17 protein-coding genes are annotated in these 20724 nt (G+C 70.7%); 13 read left to right on the top strand and 4 right to left on the bottom strand.

All coding sequences use genetic code 11. From position 1 onward, the window contains the following. Positions 1-107 precede the first annotated feature (107 nt). Positions 108-1478, top strand: coding sequence for a glycoside hydrolase family 16 protein (locus H5T77_RS14120; RefSeq protein WP_292650230.1), 1371 nt, complete (start codon positions 108-110; stop codon positions 1476-1478). A gap of 22 nt (positions 1479-1500) precedes the next feature. Then, positions 1501-2517, top strand: coding sequence for a LacI family DNA-binding transcriptional regulator (locus H5T77_RS14115; RefSeq protein ID WP_292650228.1), 1017 nt, complete (start codon positions 1501-1503; stop codon positions 2515-2517). 10 nt (positions 2518-2527) lie between these two features. Here H5T77_RS14115 and H5T77_RS14110 read toward each other — a convergent pair whose 3' ends face one another. Beyond that, positions 2528-3253, bottom strand: a complete 726-nt coding sequence (locus tag H5T77_RS14110; RefSeq protein WP_292650226.1) for a response regulator — start codon at positions 3251-3253, stop codon at positions 2528-2530. Beyond that, entirely contained in the window at positions 3250-4917 is a 1668-nt protein-coding gene (locus tag H5T77_RS14105) for a sensor histidine kinase (protein WP_292650224.1), read from the bottom strand. Before H5T77_RS14105 ends, H5T77_RS14110 begins: the two co-directional genes overlap by 4 nt. 86 nt (positions 4918-5003) lie before the next feature. On the opposite strand from H5T77_RS14105, the gene H5T77_RS14100 reads away from it, so the two are divergent. From H5T77_RS14100 to H5T77_RS14050, 11 genes are all read left to right on the top strand, one after another. Next, positions 5004-6017 (top strand): Bug family tripartite tricarboxylate transporter substrate binding protein, encoded by a 1014-nt coding sequence (locus H5T77_RS14100; protein WP_292650222.1) that lies wholly within the window; start codon positions 5004-5006, stop codon positions 6015-6017. Between the two features lie 14 nt (positions 6018-6031). Then, positions 6032-7075 (top strand): tripartite tricarboxylate transporter substrate binding protein, encoded by a 1044-nt coding sequence (locus tag H5T77_RS14095; protein ID WP_292650220.1) that lies wholly within the window; start codon positions 6032-6034, stop codon positions 7073-7075. Next, a complete protein-coding gene (locus H5T77_RS14090) occupies positions 7072-7587 on the top strand; it encodes a tripartite tricarboxylate transporter TctB family protein (protein WP_292650218.1) in 516 nt (171 codons plus the stop codon). The genes H5T77_RS14095 and H5T77_RS14090 overlap by 4 nt, the downstream gene beginning before the upstream one ends. 1 nt (position 7588) lies before the next feature. Next, the gene (locus tag H5T77_RS14085; RefSeq protein WP_292650216.1) at positions 7589-9097 is read left to right on the top strand and encodes a tripartite tricarboxylate transporter permease; all 1509 of its coding nucleotides are present in this window, start codon (positions 7589-7591) and stop codon (positions 9095-9097) included. 43 nt (positions 9098-9140) lie between these two features. Then, complete coding sequence (locus H5T77_RS14080; protein ID WP_292650215.1) at positions 9141-9494, top strand: universal stress protein; 354 nt, start codon at positions 9141-9143, stop codon at positions 9492-9494. A 68-nt stretch (positions 9495-9562) separates the two neighbouring features. Further along, positions 9563-11020 carry a 30S ribosomal protein S12 methylthiotransferase RimO gene (rimO, locus tag H5T77_RS14075; RefSeq protein ID WP_292650213.1) on the top strand — a complete coding sequence of 486 codons (1458 nt, stop codon included), beginning with the start codon at positions 9563-9565 and terminating at the stop codon, positions 11018-11020. A 10-nt stretch (positions 11021-11030) separates the two neighbouring features. Continuing rightward, the gene (pgsA, locus tag H5T77_RS14070) at positions 11031-11663 is read left to right on the top strand and encodes a CDP-diacylglycerol--glycerol-3-phosphate 3-phosphatidyltransferase (RefSeq protein WP_292650211.1); all 633 of its coding nucleotides are present in this window, start codon (positions 11031-11033) and stop codon (positions 11661-11663) included. 174 nt (positions 11664-11837) lie between these two features. Further along, positions 11838-13811 (top strand): ExeM/NucH family extracellular endonuclease, encoded by a 1974-nt coding sequence (locus tag H5T77_RS14065; protein WP_292650209.1) that lies wholly within the window; start codon positions 11838-11840, stop codon positions 13809-13811. A gap of 130 nt (positions 13812-13941) precedes the next feature. Beyond that, positions 13942-14427 (top strand): CinA family protein, encoded by a 486-nt coding sequence (locus tag H5T77_RS14060; RefSeq protein ID WP_292650207.1) that lies wholly within the window; start codon positions 13942-13944, stop codon positions 14425-14427. Between the two features lie 60 nt (positions 14428-14487). Continuing rightward, positions 14488-14775 (top strand): helix-turn-helix domain-containing protein, encoded by a 288-nt coding sequence (locus H5T77_RS14055; protein ID WP_179658425.1) that lies wholly within the window; start codon positions 14488-14490, stop codon positions 14773-14775. A gap of 117 nt (positions 14776-14892) precedes the next feature. After that, complete coding sequence (locus H5T77_RS14050) at positions 14893-15120, top strand: hypothetical protein (protein WP_292650204.1); 228 nt, start codon at positions 14893-14895, stop codon at positions 15118-15120. Here H5T77_RS14050 and H5T77_RS14045 read toward each other — a convergent pair. After that, positions 15117-15869 carry a DNA-formamidopyrimidine glycosylase family protein gene (locus H5T77_RS14045; RefSeq protein ID WP_292650202.1) on the bottom strand — a complete coding sequence of 251 codons (753 nt, stop codon included), beginning with the start codon at positions 15867-15869 and terminating at the stop codon, positions 15117-15119. The two genes, H5T77_RS14050 and H5T77_RS14045, sit on opposite strands and share 4 nt — an antisense overlap. 4 nt (positions 15870-15873) lie before the next feature. Continuing rightward, positions 15874-20682 carry an Lhr family helicase gene (locus H5T77_RS14040; protein ID WP_292650200.1) on the bottom strand — a complete coding sequence of 1603 codons (4809 nt, stop codon included), beginning with the start codon at positions 20680-20682 and terminating at the stop codon, positions 15874-15876. Positions 20683-20724 lie beyond the last annotated feature (42 nt).

The following is a 20724-nucleotide window of genomic DNA, read 5'->3' as shown; positions in this document are numbered from 1 at the left end:
TTCGGAGTTTGGTGACGGAGGTCACATCGGGTTTGGGACCATCATTCGAGAGAGCGCTCTCACGAGTCGCCAGGACTCGTCGCTCGGGTATCGGGAAGCGAGCCATCATGAGAAGTCTCAAGACATTAGGAGCCGCTGTGATCGCGGTCGGCGTGGTCGCGGTGGCGATCCCGCTGACATCGTTCGGACAGGCGTCGCAGGCGTCCGAACCGGCCACCCCGGCCGGCTGGACCAAGGTGTGGAGCGACGACTTCACCGGTGCGGCCGGGTCGCGGATCAACACGAACGACTGGATCTACGACATCGGCCACTCCTACCCCGGAGGCGCCCCCAACTGGGGCACCGGGGAAATCGCGTACCACACCGACAGCACCCAGAACGTCTACCAGGACGGGAGCGGCAACCTCGTCATCAAGCCGATCCGTGACAGCGCCGGCAACTGGACCTCCGGCCGCATCGAGACCACCCGGACCGACTTCGAGCCGCCCTCCGGTGGTGTGCTCCGTGTCGAGGGCCGCATCCAGATGCCGAACGTCACCGGGCCGGCGGCGCAGGGCATCTGGCCTGCGTTCTGGATGCTGGGAGAGCCGTTCCGCGGCGACTACTGGAACTGGCCGGGCATCGGCGAGATCGACATCATGGAGAACGTCAACGGCGCCGACCAGGTCTGGGGCACGCTGCACTGCGGCACCTCGCCGGGCGGCCCGTGCAACGAGACCACCGGCCTCGGCGGGACTCTCCAGGGCTGCCCGGGCTCGACCTGCCAGTCGTCGTTCCACACCTACGCGATGGAGTGGGACCGCAGCACCAGCCCGCAGCAGATCCGGTTCTACGTCGACAACACGCTCTACCACACGGTCCGCTCGGACCAGGTCGACGCGACGACCTGGAACAACGCGACCGACCACGGCTTCTTCATCATCCTCAACGTCGCGATCGGCGGCGGCTGGCCCGGCAACCCGACCCGTGCGACCGCCTCCGGCGTACCGATGCTGGTCGACTACGTCGCGGTCTACTCAAAGGGCGGCGGCACCACCGACCCGACCGACCCGACCGACCCGGGCAACCGGGACGCCTACTCCACCATCCAGGCGGAGTCATACAACGCCCAGAGCGGCACGCGGACCGAGGCGACCGCCGACACCGGTGGTGGTCAGAACGTCGGCTATCTCAGCAACGGCGACTGGCTCCGCTACGACGGCGTGAACTTCGGCTCGAGCGCCGCCCGCACGTTCTCCGCCCGCGTCGCCTCCGGCGCACCCGCGGGGGTCAGCGGCCTGGTCGAGGTACGCCTCGACAACGTGAACAACACCCCGATCGGCAGCTTCTCGGTGGGCAACACCGGAGGCTGGCAGAGCTGGCGTACGGTCCCCGGCAGCATCAGCGGGGTGATCGGCACGCACACGGTGTTCCTACGGTTCACGAGCGGCCAGCCGGCCGACTTCGTGAACCTCAACTGGTTCACGTTCTCCCGGTGAGCGGAGGCGATAGATTCCACTCATGAACGAGACCCCGGCCGGCCGGCCGACGCTGGAGACGGTGGCGCGGGCGGCCGGGGCCTCGCGAGCGACCGTGTCGCGCGTCGTCAACGGTTCCACGACCGTGCGCCCAGACGTCGCCGAGAGCATCCGCCGAGCCATCGTCGACCTCGGCTATGTGCCGAACCCGGCGGCGCGGAGCCTGGTGACGCAGCGTACGGACTCCATCGCCCTGATCCTGCCGGAGTCCGCGACCCGGGTCTTCTCCGACGACGCCTTCTTCCCCGGCGTGATCCGGGGTGTCGGGGAGGTGCTGGAGAAGGCGGACAAGCAGCTGGTGCTGCTGCTCGCCTCGACGCGGTCGAGCCACGACCGGATCCTGCGCTATGTGCACAGCCGCACCGTCGACGGCGTCGTGCTCGCCTCGATGCACGGCGCCGACACCCTGCCCGAGGAGCTGCGGGCAGCGGGCGTCCCGGTCGTCACCAGCGGGCGGCCGCTGGGCGAGGCCACCGTGCCGTACATCGACGTCGAGCATGCCAGCGGTGTCGAGGCGGCAATGGAGCACCTCGTCGGTCTCGGCCGGCGCCGGATCGCGACCATCGCCGGGCCGCGGGACATGGTCGCCGGGCGCGAGCGCTTGGCGGGCTACCTCACCGGTCTCCAGGCGTTGCCGGGCGCGGTGTCGCTGGTCGAGGAGGGCGACTTCATGCGCCAGTCGGGCATCGACGCGATGGAGCGGCTGCTGGAGCGCGATCCCGGCATCGACGCCGTCTTCGCGGCCTCCGACCTGATGGCCGACGGCGCCCTGCGTACGCTGCGCAGGCTCGGCCGCCGGGTGCCCGACGACGTAGCGGTGATCGGGTTCGACGACGTCGAGGCGGCCCGGTTCACCGACCCGCCGCTGACGACGGTGCACCAGCCGATCCACGAGATCGGCACCCGCCTCGCCGAACAGATCCTCCGCCTGGTGGCGGGGGAGGAGGTCGAGGCCTCGATCGTGCTCCCGACGAGGCTGGTGATCCGCGAGTCCGCCTGAGGCAGGAGCCTCACGCGTCACCCGTGCGGTAGCGGCGCTCGGGACGCCCGGCGGTGCCGTAGTTGAGCCGTACGCCGATCCGGCCCGTGCTCGCGAAGTGCTCGAGGTAGCGGCGGGCGCTCACCCGAGAGACACCGATCGCGTCGGCGCACTCGGCGGCGCTGAGCTCGCCGGCCGTCTGCAGCGCGGCCAGGACGGCTTGGGCGGTCTCGGCGCTGAGCCCTTTCGGCAGCCGTTCACGGGTCTCCCGTCCGCCCTGGTGGCTGAAGACCTCGTCGATCCCGGCCTGGACCTCGTCCCGATGCTCGGCGCCGACGGTCCCCTCGGCCCGCCGCCCGATCCGGGCGAGCGCCTCGCGGGAGCGGCGTACGTCGTCGAGCCGGGCGGCCAGGTCCTCGAAGGGGAACGGCTTCACCACATAGTGCGCGGCCCCACCGGCAGCGGCCGCGCGCACGGTGTCGGCCTCGCGGGCGGCGGTGATCACGATGACGTCGGCGTCGTCTCCGCGTCCGCGCAGCCGGCGCAGCAGCTCGATACCGCTGAAGTCGGGAAGGTGCACGTCGAGCAACAGCACGTCGGGGGAGAGGCGGGCGGTCTCCTCGAGCGCCTGGGAGCCGGTGGCGGCCACGCCGACGACCCGGAACCCCTCCACGCGCTCGACGAAGCGGGTGTGGATCGAGGCCACCATGAAGTCGTCCTCGACCACGAGCACGGTGAGCTCAGGTGTGGATGTCATCGGGCTTCCTCGGGGTCGGTGGTGGCGGGTGCTGCGAGCGGGACGGCGCCCGGGAGCGTCGCGACGAAGACGGCCCCGGGACGCTGCGCAGACTCGCTATTCTCCACCTCGACCTCGCCGCCACGCGTGCGGCACACCAGCTGCACCAGCGCGAGGCCCACGCCGCGGCCGCTGGCGTCGCGCGGCTTCGTGCTGAAGCCTCGCCGGAAGATCTCCGGCAGCCGCTCCGCAGGCACGCCGCCGCCGGTGTCGGAGACCCGGACGGTCACGGTCTCGCCGGCAGCCGTCAGGCGTACGCCGACCCGGCCGTCCAGCGGTCCGACCAACGCGGCCGCGTCCACGGCGTTGTCGACCAGGTTGCCGAGGACGGTCACCACGTCGGCGGACCCGTCGGGGGTGAGCCGCGGCAGCGCGCTCGACGCCTCCAGCTCGATGCCCACCCGCCGTTCGGCGGCGAGACTGGCCTTGGCGATGAGCAGCGCGGCCACCGCGGGGTCGTCGATCCGGGACGTGATGTGGTCGCTCAGCGCTGCCCGGCGCGCGGTCAGCCCGGTCACGAAACGGCCCACCTCGGCGTACTCCTCCAGCTCCAGCAGCCCGGTGATGGTGTGCAGCTGGTTGCTGAACTCGTGGGTCTGCGCCCGCAACGTCTCGGTGACGCTCTCGCGCGCGTTGAGCTCGCTCTGCAGCGCCACCAGCTCGGTCCGGTCGCGCAAGGTGGTGACCGTCCCGGCGGCGCGGCCGTCGTGATGGACCCGGTTGCGGTTGAGCACCAGCACCCGCTCGCCGGCGACCAGCGGTGCGTCCTGCACCTCCTCGGCCCCGCTGAGCAGGGCGAGGGTGTCGGCGGGCAGGTCGAGCTCGTCGAGCCGGCGGCCGGTCGGGTCCGAGGTCAGCCCGAGCAGGCCCCGGGCACTGTCGCTCATCAGGCTGACCCGCCCGTCGGCCCCGACGGCCAGCACACCCTCGCGGATCGAGCGGAGCAGGCCCTCGCGATGGTCGGCCAGGGCGGCTATCTCGGCCGGCTCGAGTCCTCGGGTGCGGCGCTTGATCAACCGGGCCAGCGCCCAGGAGCCGAGGAGCCCGAGGGCCAGACCCGTGCCCAGGACGGCGAGCACGTCGGCGGTGGTGTTGGCCAGCCGCTCGGTGAGTGGGGGATAGCGCTGGGTGACCACGACCGCGCCGACGAGCTCGGGCGGGCTGGCGTCGGCACCGCTGGTCCCGCCTCCGTAGACGGGAACCTGGGCGGCGATGTTCTTGGCGCCGAGGTCGGTGATGTCGCCCGTCCAGGTGCGTGCCGGTGGCCCACCGAGCTCGACCCGCTCACCACGACGTGTCGGGTCCGTGGCGGCGAGCACGGTGCCGTCCAGCGTGACCAGATAGGCAGACCCGGCGCCGGCATTGTCGGCACGGGTCTGCAGGTAGAAGCCGAGCGCGCGCGGGTCGATGTCGCCCGTGGCGCCGTCACGGATCGCGGCGATTCCGGCGAGGGACTCCGCGGCGGCCCGAAGCCGGTTCTCTCGCGCGTCACGGAAGTCGGCCTCGCTCTGCTGGAGCGAGACGATGCTGACCACGACGACGACCAGGAGCAGGACCCCACACTGGAGGACGAGGAACTGCCCGGCGAGGCTGAGAGGGCGGCGGTGGCGTCGAGCGGGGCCCACGGATCGCTCGTATGACCACAAGTTCCACAACCTCCTTTGGTTGCACATTGCTGACGGGGGCCGGAGTGATCTGTGACCATCGCCACATGCCGAGATCATGCCCGCGCCAGCCCCCAGTGTGGCGCACCCGCGCCGCCGTTGCGGCGGTCGCGCTCGTCGTGCTCGGTGCCCTCACCGGTTGTGGGGCGAACCGTGATGCCGAGACCGCCGAGCTGGAGATGTGGATCCCGAACAGCCCCGGAGGAGGTTACGACCTGACCGGTCGAGCCGCGGTCGGGGTCCTCGAGCGGGAGGGCATCACCGGTGGCGAGCTGCGGGTCACGAACGTCCTCGGCGCCGGCGGCACGGTGGCAATGTCCCGGCTGATGAACGAAGAGGGCAACCCGAACCTGATGATGACGATCGGGATGGGCGTGGTCGGGTCGAGCCGCTCGTACCGGGCGGACGCCCGTCCCCAGGACGCGACTGCGCTGGCCCAGCTGATCGAGGAGCCGGAGGGTGTGCTCGTGCAGGCCGACTCGCCGTTCCGCACCATCGAGGATCTGGTTGCGGCCTGGACGAAGGATCCCGGCTCGCTCCTGATCGGTGGCGGGTCGGCGCTCGGTGGCCCGGATCATCTCTTCCCGATGCGGTTGGCGCAGACCATCGGCGTCGACGCGAGGCGGGTTCGCTACACCCCGTACGACGGAGGCGGCCCGCTCACCAGTGCACTGCTGTCGCACGAGGTGCAGGTCGGCTTCTCGGGGCTGGCGGAGTTCGAGGGGCAGATCGACTCCGGTGAGCTCCGGGTCCTCGCCACCTCGGGTCGCGAACGGGTGCGCCTGACCTCGTTGGAACGCGTTCCGACGCTGACCGAACGGGGCATCGACCTGGTCTTCACGAACTGGCGCGGGGTGCTTGCTCCTCCCGGCCTCAGCGTCGAGGAGACCGACCGGCTGGTCGGGTTCCTCACCCGGATGCGGGCATCGGCGCGGTGGGAGCGCGTGCTGGCGCAGAACGGCTGGACCGACCGGTTCCGCACCGGTGAGGAGTTCGACGACTTCCTCGCCGCCGAGGACCGGCGAGTGGCCATGACATTGAACGAGTTGGACCTGCTGTGAACAAGGGAGAATCCATGGAATCCGACGACGCGGCCCGACCGGCCGCCGTGAACGACGGCGCAGGCGGGGGTGGACACCCGGGTCGGGCGCGGCTCGGGATGGCGGTGTATGCCGTGATCGCGGCGGTGGTGATCTCGCTGGGGGTCGTGACGTCCGTGCAGCGCGCGGGTGCCTCTACCGACATCCGCCACAAGGCGACGTTGATCGCCCCCGCAGCTGCCGGCGGCGGCTGGGACACCTTCATGCGCGAGTCTCAGAACTCGATGCGTGAGAACGAGCTCGCCACCAACATCCAGGTGCTCAACGTGCCCGGCGCGGCCGGCACGATCGGGCTGACCCGGCTGGCCCAGCTCGACGGGCGGGCCGATGTCGCGATGGTCGGAGGAAGCGGCCTCGTGGCCGGGGTGGAGCAGACGGGCTCGACGGTGAAGATGTCCGATGTCACCCCGATCGCACGAGTGGTCGAGGAGTACGACGTGGTGGTCGTCCCGGCCGACTCGCCCTATGAGAACCTCGATCAGCTGATCACGGCGTGGAAGGCCGACCCGGGCGAGGTGGCGTTCACCGGGGGCGGAAGCTTCGACCAGCTGGTGATGGCCCAGCTCGCGAAGGCCGCCGGCATCGCCCCCAGCGACGTCACCTACATCCCGAAGTCCGGTGGCGGCGAGGTCGCACAGGCCTTGGTCACCGGCACCGCGGATGCGGCCACCTCGGGCCTTCCCGACGTACGGGACCAGATCGAGGGTGGCCGGCTGCGTGCCCTCGGGATCGCCGCCGAGCGTCCCGTCGAGGGGGTCGACATCCCGACACTGCTCGACGAGGGCTACGACGTCACCCTGGCCAACTGGCGGGCCGTCTTCGCCCCTCCGGGGATCACCGACGAGGAGGCCGAGGTCATCCGGGACACCTTCGAGGAATCCACCAAGACCGCCGAGTGGACTGATGCCGTCGACCGCAACAAGTGGACCGAGGTGTGGCTGGACGGCGAGGAGTTCCAGGAATTCCTGCGTGACGAAGAGCAGCTGGTGGCCGACCTGTACGAGGAGCTGGAGCAGTGAACACCGAAACCGTCGATCGGCCGGCCCACGGCGCCGGCGGCGGCCTCCGCGGCCGCGGAGGCCTCGTGATCCCGCTGATCATGGCCCTGGTGAGCACGTACGTCGTGATCGGCATCGCGATGATGGAGGTGCCGCCCGACACGACCTTCCCCGGCCCGAAGTTCTTCCCGACGATCCTGGCGGTGGCGGGCTACCTGCTGGCGGCACTCCTGACGCTGCACTACCTCCGGAACCCCGACGAGAAGGCCGACCAGACCGAATACCGCACCTACAGCGACTGGACGGCGTTCGCCTGGGTCGTCGGCGGGCTCGTCGTCTTCATCCTCCTGCTGGACCTGCTCGGCTGGATCGTCGCCGGCGGACTGCTGTTCTGGTGCGTGACCCGGGCGTTCGGCAGCAGTCGCCCCGCCTTCGACATCTCGGTGGCGCTGCTGGTGTCGAGCGCCATCTATCTGATCTTCGGCGTGGGCCTGGGCCTGCCGCTGCCGTCCGGGATCCTGGGAGGGCTCTGACATGGAACAGTTGAACCTGCTGCTCGAGGGGTTCAGCGGCGCGCTGAGCCCGATGAACCTGCTCTGGGTGCTGATCGGATGTCTGATCGGCACCGCGGTCGGGGTGCTGCCGGGCTTGGGCTCCTCGATGGCGGTGGCCCTGCTGCTGCCGATGACGTTCGCGCTCGACCCGACCGCCGCCTTCATCCTCTTCGCCGGCGTGTACTTCGGCGGACTCTTCGGGGACTCCACGATGGGGATCCTGATGAACACCCCAGGTCAGGCCTCCGCGATCGCCACCACGATCGAGGGACACGCCATGGCCAAGGCCGGCCGGGCGCCCCAAGCCCTGGCCGTTGCGGCGATCGGTGCCTTCATCGGAGGCATGGCGGCTTCGGTCGTCGTGGTCTTCTTGGCCCCGACCCTGGCCGACCTCTCGGCGAACTTCGGCCCGGCCGAGTTCTTCGCTCTCTCCCTGCTGGCCTTCGGCGCGATCTCCTCGGTGGTGGCCGACTCCGTGGTCAAGGGCCTCACCGCGCTGGCTCTCGGTCTGATCGTCGCCACGGTCGGCATCGACGCCATCTCGGGTGCGGAGCGGCTCACTGCCGGCTCGATGAACCTCTTCGACGGGATCTCGCTGGTCGTGGTCGCGGTCGGCATGCTGGCGCTCGGGGAGATCCTCCACGTGGTCACCCGGATCCGGCGCGACCCCAAGCCCGAGCAGCTCGGTGCCTCCGGCGACCGTGCGTACCTCTCCAAGAGCGAGATCAAGGAGGCGATCCCGGCCTGGGGCCGCGGCACGGCGATCGGACTGCCCTTCGGGGTGATCCCGGTGGGCGGCGCCGAGGTGCCGACCTTCTTGGCCTACGACGTCGAGCGACGCATCGACCGGCGTCGCAAGGTGCCTGTGTTCGGCAGGGGTGCGCTGCGGGGCGTGGCCGCTCCCGAGGCCGCGGGCAACTCGACCACCGGGATGGCGATGGGCGCGCTGCTGGCGCTCGGCCTGCCGGTCTCGGCCACAGCGGCGATCATGCTGGCGGCCTTCCGCCAGTACGGCCTGCAGCCGGGCCCGCTGCTCTTCGACAACTCGCCCGAGCTGGTGTGGGCGCTGCTCGCGAGCTTCTTCATCGCGATGATCGTGCTGCTGATCATCAACCTTCCGTTCGCCCACCTGTGGGCGAAGCTGCTGCTGGTCCCACCGCCCTACCTGTACGGCTCGATCGTGCTCTTCTGCGTCCTGGGCGTGTACGCCACCGGACTGTCGCGGTTCGATCTGCTGCTGTTCCTGGCGATCGGTTGCCTGGGCTTCGCCATGCGGCGATACGACGTCCCGGTCGCGCCGTTGCTGATCGGGATGGTGCTCGGACCGTTGGCTGAGACCAGCATGCGCGACGCACTCCTCGGGTCCAACGGTGACTACGCCATCTTCGTCTCCGGGCCGATCCCGTTGGTGCTCTACGCACTGCTGCTCATCGTCGTCGGGCTCAAGGCGCGCCAGGTCCTGGTCGGCCGAGCACGCCGCGACGTCTGAACGTGACCCTTCCCATCCACCTCCACCACCCAGGAGTGAAACCATGACCGTGATCGTCGCTCGTACCGATACGCCCGAAAGTGCCGCGGCTCTGCGCGCCGGTGTCGAGGAAGCGCGTCTGCGAGATGAGGACCTGGTGGTCTTCAACCTCGACGGAGTCCAGCTGGATCCGACCGATGAGCACCTCGACGGTGTGCCGGTCTCCTTTGAGATGCCTGGTCCGCACGACCGTGACGCGGTCGGCAGTCTGTTGGATGCGGCCGCCCGGCACGGCGCGTCCCGGCTCGTGATCGGGGTCAAGCACCGCACCCCGACCGGCAAGCTGCTCTTCGGATCGATGGCGCAGAAGCTCTTGCTCGAGGCCTCCGTGCCGGTGCTCGCCGTCAAACCCAACTGAGTCCCGTACGACGGACGGCGCTGCGAGGGTTCGGTCTCCGGGGTGTGTGCGCGTCATACTTCACGGTGATGAGCACTGTCACCGAACCCTCGCACCTGGACACGCCGACCGACCAGCCGCTGGTCTCGGTCGCGATGATCACCCTCGGGTGCACCCGCAACGAGGTGGACTCCGAGGAGCTCGCCGGCCGGCTGACAGCCGGCGGCTTCCGGCTGGTCGCAGACCCGGACGAGGCCGACACCGTGGTGGTCAACACCTGCGGCTTCGTCGAGCAGGCGAAGAAGGACTCGGTCGACACGCTGCTCGAGGCTGCCGACCTCAAGGAGACGGGCAAGGCGCAGGCCGTCGTCGCGGTCGGCTGCATGGCCGAGCGCTACGGCAAGGACCTGGCCGCCGAGCTCCCCGAGGCCGACGCGGTGCTCGGGTTCGACGACTACCCCGACATCGCCGGCAAGCTGCGCTCGATCCTGAGTGGTGAGGCCCACCACCCGCACACGCCCCAGGATCGGCGGCTGCTGCTGCCGATCTCGCCGGTGGAGCGCGATGCCTCCGCGATCTCGGTCCCCGGCATGGCGACCGTGGACCAGGTGCCCGGCTTCGCCGGACGTACGCGGCTCGACGACGCTCCCTGGGCGCCGTTGAAGCTGGCCAGCGGCTGCGACCGGCGCTGCACCTTCTGCGCGATCCCGCAGTTCCGCGGCTCGTTCGTCTCGCGGCGTCCCTCCGACGTGCTCCACGAGGGGCAGTGGCTGGCCCAGCAGGGCGTCAAGGAGCTCTTCCTGGTCTCGGAGAACTCCACCTCCTACGGCAAGGACCTCGGTGACCTCCGGCTGCTCGAGACGCTCCTGCCGGAGCTCGGGGCCATCGACGGCATCGAGCGCGTCCGCGTCTCCTACCTGCAGCCCGCCGAGATCCGTCCCGACCTGCTGAAGGTCATCGCCACCACGCCGGGCGTGGCGCCCTACTTCGACCTGAGCTTCCAGCACGCCTCCAACGCGGTCCTGCGCCGGATGAAGCGGTTCGGTGACCCGGAGAGCTTCCTGGGGCTGCTCGAGCAGATCCGCGGGTACGCCCCTGAGGCCGGCGTCCGGTCCAACGTCATCGTCGGCTTCCCCGGCGAGACCGAGGAGGACCTCGAGATCCTCACCGACTTCCTGGTCGCTGCGCGCATGGATGTCACCGGCGTCTTCGGCTACTCCGACGAGGACGGCACCGAGGCCGCTGGCTTCGACGACTCGATCAAGCTGGACGAGGACGAGATCCGGGCCCGCGTGGAGCACGTCAACGAGCTCGTCGAGGAGCTCACCGCGCAGCGCGCCGAGGAGCGGATTGGCGAGCAGGTCGTCGTGCTCGTCGAGGAGGTCGAAGACGGCGAGATCCTCGGCCGGGCCCTCCATCAGGGCCCCGAGGTCGACGGGATGACCTCGCTCGAGGGCGACGTCGAGAACGTACGTCCGGGTGATCTCGTGGCCGCGACCGTCATCGCCTCCGAAGGCGTCGACCTGGTCGCCTCGGTGAACGGTTAAGGTGCAGCCCGTGAACGCCGAGCCGAACGATGACGCTGCCGTGAAGACGAGCAACTGGAACGTACCCAACGCGCTGACCACGCTGCGGATCCTCGCGGTGCCGTTCTTCGCGTGGGCGCTGCTGGCTGACGGCGGTGACAACCCGACCCTGCGCTGGGTGGCGTTCGTGATCTTCGTGCTCGCGATGATCACCGACAAGATCGACGGCGACCTGGCGCGCAAGCACAACCTGATCACCGACTTCGGCAAGATCGCCGACCCGATCGCCGACAAGGCGGTCACCGGCATGGCCCTCATCGGGCTCTCGATCGTCGGCGACGTGTGGTGGTGGGTGACCATCATCGTGCTGCTGCGCGAGTGGAGCGTCACCCTGCTGCGGCTCTCTGTCCTGAAGAGGATCGTGATCCCGGCCGACGAGCTCGGCAAGATCAAGACCACCGTGCAGGCGGTCGCCCTCGGTGGCCTGCTGCTCCCGCTGCCGCACGGCTCGGCGCACGGCGGCGCGTTCGGTGACGCCCTGGTCTGGGAGATCCTCTTCTATGCCTTCCAGGTCTGCCTCGCGGTCGCGGTCGCGCTGACCATGTGGTCGGGTGCCCAGTTCTTCCACGGCGTGTGGAAGCAGCGCGCAGCCCTCCGCTCCTGAGCGATCGCGCGACCGCGCAGATCTCCGATTTCGGGTAGTTGTAACTCCGTTACCGGACGTTCATCGAAGATCCCCGCAAAGGGTGCGTACCCCGCGTTATGGTCACGTGGTTCGGCCGGTGCTGATTCGGGCAGACCGCCCACCGTCTTCTATCTTCCACGCGGGGAGTCATCCATGTTCTCAGCACGTCAGGTGCTCGGCTCGGTGGTCGGCCTGACGGCCGCCGTCGCGGGCGTCGGCGCGGTCGCCATCCCGACCGCGCGCGCCGCCACGACAGCCGAGGCCGTCGCCATCGCCGACATCCAGGGCAGCGGCACCACCAGCCCGCTCGCCGGCAAGACCGTCACCACCAGCGGTATCGTCACCGCGGCCTACCCCTCAGGTGGGTTCTTCGGCTTCTACCTTCAGACGCCCGGCACGGGCGGCTCGCTCGACCTCGGCTCGCACGACGCCTCCGACGCGGTCTTCGTCTACCAGCCCCGTTCGGCCGGTGCCGTCACCGTCGCGCCGGGCGACGCGGTGACGGTGACCGGTGAGGTGACCGAGTACGCCGGGCTGACCCAGGTCTCGGTGCCCACCGCGGGCGACATCGTCGCCGACGGCACCGGCTCGATCGAGCCGGTCGTCTCGCAGTGGCCGGCCACCGGCGCGCAGAAGGAGTCGCTGGAGGGGATGCTCTTCGCCCCTCAGGGTGACATCACGGTCAGCAACACCTACGGCGTGGAGAACTTCGGCGAGCTCGGCCTCGCCCAGGGCGAGCGCCCGCTGCTGCAGCCGACCGAGGTGGCCCGTCCCGGGTCGGACGAGGCCGAGGCGGTCGCGGCGGACAACGCCGCTCGCGGGATCGTGCTCGACGACGGCTCCTCGACCACGCTGCGCCCGCCGACGAGCCGTACGATCCCCTACGTCTCCAACACCACCCCCGTCGTGGTCGGCGCCTCCGTCGACTTCCGCGGCCCGGTGATCCTCTCCGAGGGCGGCTCGCCCTCGGCGCCGACCTACCGGCTCCAGCCGACCAGGGTCGCCACCGCAGACCCGGCCTCCTGGCCGGCCGACTTCGGTGACGTACGCAGCGACGCACCGGACGAGCGCAAGATCGGCCGCGCCGACGTGAAGATCGCCTCGTTCAACGTCCTCAACTACTTCACCACCCTGGGCGACGCCGACGACGACAACGTCGGCGACGGTGGCTGCACCGCCTACAAGGACCGCTCCGGCGACGGCAACAACGTCAGAGGCGGCTGCAACCAGCGCGGAGCCTGGGACCCGGCCGACTTCGAGCGCCAGCAGTCGAAGATCGTCTCCGCGATCAACGCGCTCGACGCCGACGTCGTCGGTCTGATGGAGATCGAGAACTCCGCCCGCCTCGGCGAGACACCCGACGAGGCGACGAACTCCCTGGTCACGGCGCTCAACGAGGCTGCCGGCCGCAAGGTCTGGACGGCCAACCCGTCCTCGGCCGAGCTGCCCGACGCCTCCGGATCCGACGTGATCACCAATGCGATCATCTACAAGCGCTCGGCTGTCCGGCGCATCGGTGAGGCCCGTGCGCTGGGCGACCAGAGCGGCGACGACCAGGCCTTCGGCAACGCTCGCGAGCCGATCGGCCAGGTCTTCAAGCCCACCGTCGGCGGCGCCCCGTTCCTCTTCGTGGTCAACCACTTCAAGTCGAAGGGCTCGCCCGGCCCGTGGCCGGGCGACCGCGACACCGGGGACGGCCAGGGCTCCTCGAACGAGTCGCGGGTGCGCCAGGCGACCGCGCTGGTCTCCTGGGTCTCCTCGGTCCGCGCGCAGACCGGCATCACCGACGTCGCGCTCGCCGGCGACTTCAACGCCTACACCCAGGAGGACCCGATGCAGGTCCTCTACGAGGCCGGCTACGCCGACTCCGAGACGCTGAGCGGCAACGAGGAGTACAGCTACTCCTTCTCCGGTCTGGCCGGCTCGCTCGACCACGTGCTGCTCAACCGGCACGCCCAGCGCCGCTTCACCGGCTCCGACATCTGGAAGATCAACTCGGGGGAGTCGTTGCTGTTCGAGTACAGCCGATACAACTACACCGGCGTCGACCTGCACACCGACTCGCCGTTCCGCTCCTCCGACCACGACCCGGTCATCGTCGGACTGGCGCGCAACGCCGGACGTTAGTCCTGCCCCTGCGCCGAGTCGGCGCAAACTGACAAGCAACCCGCCGAGTCGGCTCGTCACGACGAGCCGACTCGGCGGCTTTGGGTCAGGACGAGCCGACTCGGCGGGGTTCGTCCGCTACGTTTTTTCCATGGCAACTGTTGAGGAGCTCCACGCCGCACTTCGGGACGCTGAGGCGACGTTGGCCACCGCCGAGTCGTTGACCGCCGGACGCCTGGCCGCGCTGCTCACCGACCCTCCGGGAGCATCGCAGACGTACCGCGGTGGGTTCGTGACGTACGCGACCGAGCTCAAGCAGACCCTGCTGGGTGTCCCTGTCTCGGTGATCGAGACCGTCGGAGTGGTCTCCGGGGAGTGCGCCGAGGCGATGGCTGCGGGTGCGCGGGAGCGGTCGGGGGCGACGTACGCGCTCGCGACCACGGGTGTGGCCGGGCCCGAGGAGCAGGAGGGAAAGCCTGTGGGGACGGTCTACGTCGGGCTTTCCGGTCCGCACGGCGAGACATCGACGCTACTTGGTCTGTCGGGCTCGCGCCTGGAGATCCAGCGTGATACGTGTTTGTTCGCTGTTGATGAACTACTCCGACTACTTCGGCAGGAACATCGAAGGGTCGGGTAGCGTTGGAGAAAGACGTCACCCAGATGTCGGTGACTTGTGAACTGTAGGAGGCTGACCGCAATGGTGCTCTTCCGTCGACTGCTCGGCGAGGTGCTTCGTGCCCAGCGGCTCGAGCGTGGGATGACCCTGCGCGAGGTCTCCGCGGAGGCCCGAGTGAGCCTCGGTTACATCTCCGAGGTCGAGCGTGGCCAGAAGGAGGCCTCCTCCGAGCTCCTCGCCTCGCTGTGCAGCGCACTCGACGTGGCTCTCTCCGATGTGCTTCGCGACGTCTCCGACGCGGTCGCCATCGAAGAGGCCACCATCCTGCGGATGCCGGTCCGCGCCGCGGCCGACGCCGCCGCAGCCTGATCCTCCCCAAATTCGGGGAGATCGCTTCCCGGGTGTCTCAAGACGGACGTCGCCGTCTCCTTGTGCGATGCGGGCCCACGACGGGCCGCAGGTTCATTGGGAGATGGTGTTATGCAGATGGCTGTCGAGAACGAGCTTCCGGCTACGGCGGCTCCGGCGCCGCGAATGGATCCCGCGCTGCTCGAGGCTGAGCTCTTCGGGCTGGAAGAGACCCTGAACATCCTTCGCGACGAGCTCACCTCGGTCGCTCCCAGCGAGCGCGTGCACGTCGCCCGGCACATGCGAGACACCCGGGTGCGGATCGCGCGGATCCGGATGCAGCTCGTGCACGGCCACCAGGCCTAGGGCTGGCACCTGCCGCAGAAGTAGGCCGGGCGCTCCTCACCGGGAGGGCCCACCTTGGCGACGGTCACGGTGCCGCCGCAGCGCCGGCATGCTCGGCGGCCGTATACCCACATCTGCCGGGAGCGTGACCAGTCGGCCTGCATCAGGTCCCGGGTGCGCTGGAGCATCCGGGGGAGCCGGTCGCCGGCCTCTGCGACCGTACGCAGCGGACTGATCCCCGCGATGAAGCACGTCTCGGCGGCGTAGATGGTGCCGATCCCGGCGAGGTTGGTCTGGTCGCGCAGCGCGTCGAAGATGGGCCGCTCCGGCTGGCGGACTAGGCGTTCCAGGGCCGCGCCCGGGTCCCAGTCTTCGGCGAGGATGTCCGGGCCGAGATGGCCGACCAGACGCTCCTCGTGGTCCCGAGGGACGAGCTCGACGATGCCGAGCAGGAAGCCGACGGCCTCGGTCTTCTCGGTGCGGAGCACCACTCGTGCCTGGAACCCGGGCTTGGGCCAGCGTCGGCCGGCCTCGAGGACCCGCCAGGAGCCCTCCATCTTCAGGTGGGTGTGCAGCGTCCACTCGCCGGTGCAATGGTCGATCCGGGTCAGCAGGTGCTTGCCACGGGGCAGCGTCTCGCGGACGGTGCCGCCGGCGAGGTCGGCCGTGGCCAGCTGCGGGACCCGGAAGTCCGTCCGCGTGAGCACCTGCCCGGTCAGCCCCTTCTCGAGCCTCCGGGCGGTGCGGAGCACCGCGTCCCCCTCGGGCACGTCCTCACCTGCTCTGCGAGGTCAGGCGCAGGCCGCGCGGGGTGGCGATGAAGCCGGCGTACTGCAGCGCCTGGCGCAGCGGGGTCTCGCCGGCGCCGAGCAGCGGGGCGCCGTCGGCCTTCTCGACCGTCAACCTGCCCAGCGCGCCTCGCCGGACGGCCTCGGCGAGCGCCTCGGCGGCGGGCTCGAGGAGGTTGGGGTCATCGGACCAGGTCAGCAGGGTGCGGCCACCGCGCTCGACGTACATCGCCAGCTCGCCGTCGACCAGCACCACGATCGCGCCGGCCTTGCGCCCTGGCCGGTGACCCGAGGCATCGGTGGTCGAGCTCGTCGAGACCGGCCAGGGGAGCGCGGCGCCGTAGGGGTTGGCGGGGTCGGTGGCAGCGAGCGCGAGGGCGACCGGCTTGTCGCTGGAGTCGACCCGGGAGAACGTACGCAGCCGGTCGACCGAGCCGGCAGTGCCGAACTGGGCCGCTCCCAGGCCCTCGACGAAGTAGCCCCGCCGGGCGCGGCCGGACTCCTCGAACGCGCTGAGCACCTTGTAGACGGCTGCGAACCCGCCGGGGGTGCGCTCGGACTGGACCGCGCCGCGGGTGACGACGCCGTGCCGGTCCAGGAGGCGCTCGGCGGCGGCGTGGGCGCGCTTGGTCGGGTCGGGATCGGGCTCGGGCAGGATCGTCCAGCGCCCGGCCGTCTCCGGGAGACCGGCCCGCACCGGCATCCGCGCGCCGCCGGCGTAGCGCCCGCCGCGGGCGCGCGGAGGTGGCCGCCTCGAGCGGTGCGACGGTGTCCCGGAACGGGTCAGCGCTCGCAGCGGCAGCAGGGTGTCGTTGCTGACGCGGCCCGACCAGACCAGCTCCCACAGCGCGGCGCTGAGGTCGGCGTCGCTCGGGGTGGTGTCGAGGTGGCCTCCCACGGTGCGGGCGAGCTGGTGGAAGAACCACGCGCCGCCGGGCTCCAGCGCCGCGAGCAGCTGTTGGGCGAGGGGCCCCTCGGTGACCTCTGCCGGGGGTGGCAGGGTCAGCTCGGCCGTGTCTGCCGGGTGCAGCGAGACCCAGCCGTCGGTGCCGGGCAGGGTGCCGTGGCCCGCCCAGAGCACCTCGCCACCGGCGGTCAGCTCGTCGAGGAAGGCCGGCTCGTAGTCGACCACCCGGGCCGGAAGGATCAGGCTCTCCAACGCGCTCGCCGGGACCGGGCAGCCCGCCAGCTGGTCGACGACGCTCAGGACCCCGTCGACCCCACGCAGCGCGCCCTTGCGTACGGACGTCTTCTGCCATGCCGGGAGGAACCTGCCCAGCGCTGCCGGCTCGACGGGCTCGACCTCCTTGCGCAGCCGCGCCAGAGAGCGCCGCCGCAGCATCCGGAGCACGTCGGCATCGCACCACTCCAGCCCGCTGCCGCCCGGCCGGAACTCCCCGTCGAGCACCCGCCCGCGGGCCGAGAGCCGCGCCAGGGCGTGCCGGACGACCGCCTCGCCCAGCCCCAGCCGCGCTGCCACATCGGCGGCCGTGAACGGCCCGTGCGAGCGCGCGTAGCGCGAGACCAGGTCGCCGACGGGATCCTCGACGGGCTCGGTGAACGCCGACGGTACGCCCGGAGGGACCGCCACCCCCAGACCGTCCCTGAGCCTGGCCACGTCCTCGACCACGGCCCACCGCCCCTCCCCAGCAACCCGGACCTCGACCACCCTCCGAGCCGTGGCGAGGTCTTCCAGCATCGCCGAGGCGTCACCCCGGTCGGCCGAGGCGTCACCCCGGTCGGCCGAGACGTCACTGAGGTCGGCCGAGAAGTCAGCCGATGACGCTTCGGCCGACGCGCGTGACGTTTCGGCCGACGTACGTGACGCCTCGGCGGGGGTGGTTCGGGCGGTGATCTCGTCCAGGCTGAGCGGACCGATGGTGCGGATGAGGTCGGTGATGCCTTCGGCGCCGCGGGCCCTCCGGGTGGGCGCGAGGCGCTGGAGCTCGGACTCGACCTCGGCGAGGACCTCGGGATCGAGGAGCTCGCGGAGCTCTGCTCGGCCCAGCAGCTCGGCGAGGAGACCCTGGTCGAGGGTGAGTGCGGCGGCTCGGCGCTCGGCCAGGGGCGAGTCGCCTTCGTAGAGGAACTGGGCGACGTAGCCGAAGAGGAGCGACTGGGCGTAGGGCGACGGAGTCGGCGTGGCGACGTCGACGACGGAGATCTCGCGGCTCTCGATCCGCTTCAGCAGACCGACCAGGGAGGGCAGGTCGTAGACGTCGCGGAGACACTCGCGGACGGCCTCGAGGATGATCGGGAAGCTCGGATACTGGGAGGCGACCTCCAGCAGGGCTGCCGAGCGCTGGCGCTGCTGCCACAGCGGCGAGCGGCGGCCGGGGTCACGACGGGGTAGAAGGAGCGCGCGGGCCGCGCACTCCCGGAACCGGCTGGCGAACAGGGCCGACCCGCCGACCTCGGTGGTGACCAGGTCCTCGATCTCGTCGGGCTCGAAGACGATGATCTCGCCGGTCGGAGCCTCGGCATCGGTGTCGGGGAGGCGGATCACGATGCCGTCGTCGCTGTCGATCGCCTGCCCGTCGACGCCGTAGCGCTCCCGGATCCGGGCGTTGATCGCCAGCGCCCACGGCGCGTGCACCGGGCGGCCGTAGGGGGAGTGGACCACCAGCCGCCAGTCGCCGAGCTCGTCTCGGAACCGCTCGACCACGATGTTGCTGTCGGAGGGGATGACGTTGGTGGCCTCGACCTGCTCGTGCAGGTAGGCGACCAGGTTGGCGGCCGCGTAGGCGTCCAGGCCGTCCTCCTGCGCCCGCGCCTCCGCCTTCTTCGTGGGCAGCGCGGCGAGCTCGCGGGTGTAGGCGCCGACGGCCTCGCCGAGCTCGGCCGGCCGACCGAGCGAGTCGCCCTTCCAGAACGGCAGCCGCCCTGGGATCCCGGGGGCCGGGGTCACCAGCACCCGGTCGTGGGTGATGTCCTCGATCCGCCAGCTCGTCGCGCCGAGGGCGAAGACGTCGCCGACCCGCGACTCGTAGACCATCTCCTCGTCGAGCTCGCCGACGCGCCTTCCCGTGCCTTCGCCGACCAGAAAGACGCCGAAGAGACCGCGGTCGGGGATGGTGCCGCCGCTGGTGACGGCCAGTCGCTGCGCCCCCGGGCGCCCGGTCACGGTCCCGGCGACCCGGTCCCACACGATCCGCGGGCGGAGCTCGGCGAACTCCTCGCTCGGGTAGCGCCCGGCCAGCAGGTCGAGGGTGGCGTCGTAGGCGGAGCGGGGGAGGGTCGCGTACGACGCCGTCCTCCTGGCCAGCGTGAACAGCTCGTCGACGTCCCAGGTCTCCAGCGCCGTCGCGGCGACGATCTGCTGGGCGAGCACGTCGAGCGGGTTGGCCGGCAGGCTCATCGACTCGATCAGGCCCAGCCGCATCCGCTGCACGCTGACCGCGGTCTGAGCCAGGTCGCCGCGATGTTTCGGGAAGAGTACGCCGCGGGAGACCTCGCCGACCTGATGGCCGGCGCGCCCGACCCGCTGGAGGGCGGAGGCGACGCTCGGTGGTGACTCGATCTGGACGACGAGGTCGACCGCGCCCATGTCGATGCCGAGCTCGAGGCTGGAGGTCGCCACCACCGCCGGGAGACGGCCCGACTTGAGGTCGTCCTCGATCAGCGCGCGCTGCTCCTTCGACACGCTGCCGTGGTGAGCCTTGGCGATGACCGGGATCGCGCCGTGCGACTGCCCCGACTGCGCCATCACCTGCGCGGGCGGCGCCCCGCCGCTGGTCGAGCCGCCGGAGCCGCTAGGCGGAGGCGTGTCGAGACCAACACGGTGTCCTGGAGCGCTCGAGTCGACCGTGTTGGTCTCGACACGCTCGCTGGCGCTCGCGGCTCGACCAGCGTTGGTCGGCGTCTGGAAGACCCGGTCGGAGGCGATCTCGTTGAGCCGCGCGGTCAGCCGCTCCGCGATCCGACGGGAGTTGGCGAAGACGATGGTCGAGCGATGGGCGGTGACGAGGTCGGCGACATGCTCCTCGACGTGCGGCCAGATCGAGGAGCCCCGCTGCGGGTCGTCGTCCTCGTCCTCGCCGTAGGGGCTCGGCGCGGTCATGTCCTCGACCGGCACCACGACGCTCAGGTCCCACCGCTTCTCCGCCGGCGGCGCGACGATCTCGACGGGCTGGCTGCCGCCGAGGTAGCGCGCCACCTCCTCCAACGGCCGGACGGTCGCAGAGAGCCCGATCCGCTGCGCCGGCTTCTCCAGGAGCGCGTCCAGACGCTCCAGCGTCAACGCCAGATGGGCGCCACGCTTGGTCGCCGCCACCGCATGGACCTCGTCGACGATCACCGTCTCGACGCCGCGCAGCGTCTCGCGGGCCTGGCTGGTCAGCATCAGGAACAGCGACTCGGGCGTGGTGATCAGGATGTCCGGCGGAGTGGTGGTCAGCTTGCGGCGATCTGCCGCGGTCGTGTCGCCGGACCGCACCCCGACGCGGAGCTCGGGCGCCTCGACGCCCAGTCGTTCGGCGGTCTGCCGGATCCCCACCAGGGGGCTGCGCAGGTTGCGCTCGACGTCGACGCCCAGGGCCTTGAGCGGGGAGATGTAGAGCACCCGGCACCGCTGCTTCTTCTCGGGCACCGGCTCGGTCAGCAGCTTGTCGATCGACCACAGGAAGGCGCTGAGCGTCTTCCCCGACCCGGTCGGCGCGACCACCAGCGCGTTGCGCCCCGCCCCGATCGCCTCCCAGGCCCCGGCCTGAGCCGAAGTCGGCGCCGCGAAGGCAGCCGCGAACCACGTACGTGTCGGGTCGCTGAACCGCGCCAACGCCTGGGACGTGTCGCTCATGAGGACAAACCTAGTCGCGAGCACCGACACTCAGCGGCCACA

Origin of the sequence: Nocardioides sp. (assembly GCF_014360585.1) — a bacterium.
Lineage (GTDB): Bacteria > Actinomycetota > Actinomycetes > Propionibacteriales > Nocardioidaceae > Nocardioides.
Note: the sequence above shows the minus strand (reverse complement) of the source record. Positions and strands in the feature narration are given on the sequence as shown.

Bases quoted from the DNA above. Each gene is read 5' to 3' on its own strand.
- H5T77_RS14040 (WP_292650200.1), bottom strand. From the start codon at position 20,682: ATGAGCGACACGTCCCAGGCGTTGGCGCGGTTCAGCGACCCGACACGT.
- rimO (WP_292650213.1), top strand. From the start codon at position 9,563: ATGAGCACTGTCACCGAACCCTCGCACCTGGACACGCCGACCGACCAG.
- H5T77_RS14080 (WP_292650215.1), top strand. From the start codon at position 9,141: ATGACCGTGATCGTCGCTCGTACCGATACGCCCGAAAGTGCCGCGGCT.
- H5T77_RS14060 (WP_292650207.1), top strand. From the start codon at position 13,942: ATGGCAACTGTTGAGGAGCTCCACGCCGCACTTCGGGACGCTGAGGCG.
- H5T77_RS14065 (WP_292650209.1), top strand. From the start codon at position 11,838: ATGTTCTCAGCACGTCAGGTGCTCGGCTCGGTGGTCGGCCTGACGGCC.
- H5T77_RS14085 (WP_292650216.1), top strand. From the start codon at position 7,589: ATGGAACAGTTGAACCTGCTGCTCGAGGGGTTCAGCGGCGCGCTGAGC.
- H5T77_RS14050 (WP_292650204.1), top strand. From the start codon at position 14,893: ATGGCTGTCGAGAACGAGCTTCCGGCTACGGCGGCTCCGGCGCCGCGA.
- H5T77_RS14055 (WP_179658425.1), top strand. From the start codon at position 14,488: ATGGTGCTCTTCCGTCGACTGCTCGGCGAGGTGCTTCGTGCCCAGCGG.
- H5T77_RS14100 (WP_292650222.1), top strand. From the start codon at position 5,004: ATGCCGAGATCATGCCCGCGCCAGCCCCCAGTGTGGCGCACCCGCGCC.
- H5T77_RS14115 (WP_292650228.1), top strand. From the start codon at position 1,501: ATGAACGAGACCCCGGCCGGCCGGCCGACGCTGGAGACGGTGGCGCGG.
- H5T77_RS14110 (WP_292650226.1), bottom strand. From the start codon at position 3,253: ATGACATCCACACCTGAGCTCACCGTGCTCGTGGTCGAGGACGACTTC.
- H5T77_RS14120 (WP_292650230.1), top strand. From the start codon at position 108: ATGAGAAGTCTCAAGACATTAGGAGCCGCTGTGATCGCGGTCGGCGTG.
- H5T77_RS14095 (WP_292650220.1), top strand. From the start codon at position 6,032: ATGGAATCCGACGACGCGGCCCGACCGGCCGCCGTGAACGACGGCGCA.